Raw genomic sequence first — 621 nt, 5'->3', positions numbered from 1 at the left:
CCATTGCACGAGGCGATGCAAGCAGCAGAAATGCGCGAGGAACGCGAGCGTTTCTTGGCTCGACAACAAGAAGCGCGCAAATCCGTGAGGAAATTGATCGAACGTGCGCAGGCGGAGTACTCGGATCCCGCAAACAAGATCGCAACGTTTCTGAAGGATTGGGACACGGTCACGAAGCAGGCATTGGAATCGAGTGTCGAAACACCGAACGAGCTGCTTCGCTCGCGCCCTGCGACCCATGGTAAAGAGACCTCGCAGGACTACGTCGTCTACGTCAATCGATTGAATCAGGTGCGTGAGACGCCGCCCAGCGCCGATGATCGCGATGGCCCGTGGCGATCCGATATTCGGACGCGCGTCGTGCCAGCGAAGCTGCTGCCGGGCGACTCTCTAAAGGATCTCGCCAAGGCCGTCTCGCTCCCCGGTCTCTCCCTTGACGACCGGGCATTCTGGTTTCCCTCAACGAACAAGGAGTGAATATGAAACTCATGGCAAACCACACGATCCACGTCGGTAAATGGACGCGCGAGCCAGGAACTCGCGATCCCGACGATCCAGGAGTGAAGGAGATCAAAGTCTAYAACCAGCTCGATGTCTTCGAAAGCACTGAGTGGATGTCTG

At 57.3% G+C, this 621-nt stretch carries 1 protein-coding gene; it reads left to right on the top strand.

Features of this window, described 5'->3' with window-relative positions; translation table 11 throughout:
* Window positions 1-477: hypothetical protein (locus tag AC1DT3_RS23470; RefSeq protein WP_477467551.1), on the top strand; the 477-nt coding region annotated here is incomplete at its 5' end.
* Between the last annotated feature and the right edge of the window lie 144 nt (window positions 478-621).

Source organism: Microvirga sp. P4_G7, assembly GCF_056401005.1.
The sequence above is the reverse complement of the archived record's forward strand: the minus strand, read 5'-3'. Positions and strand labels throughout refer to the sequence as shown.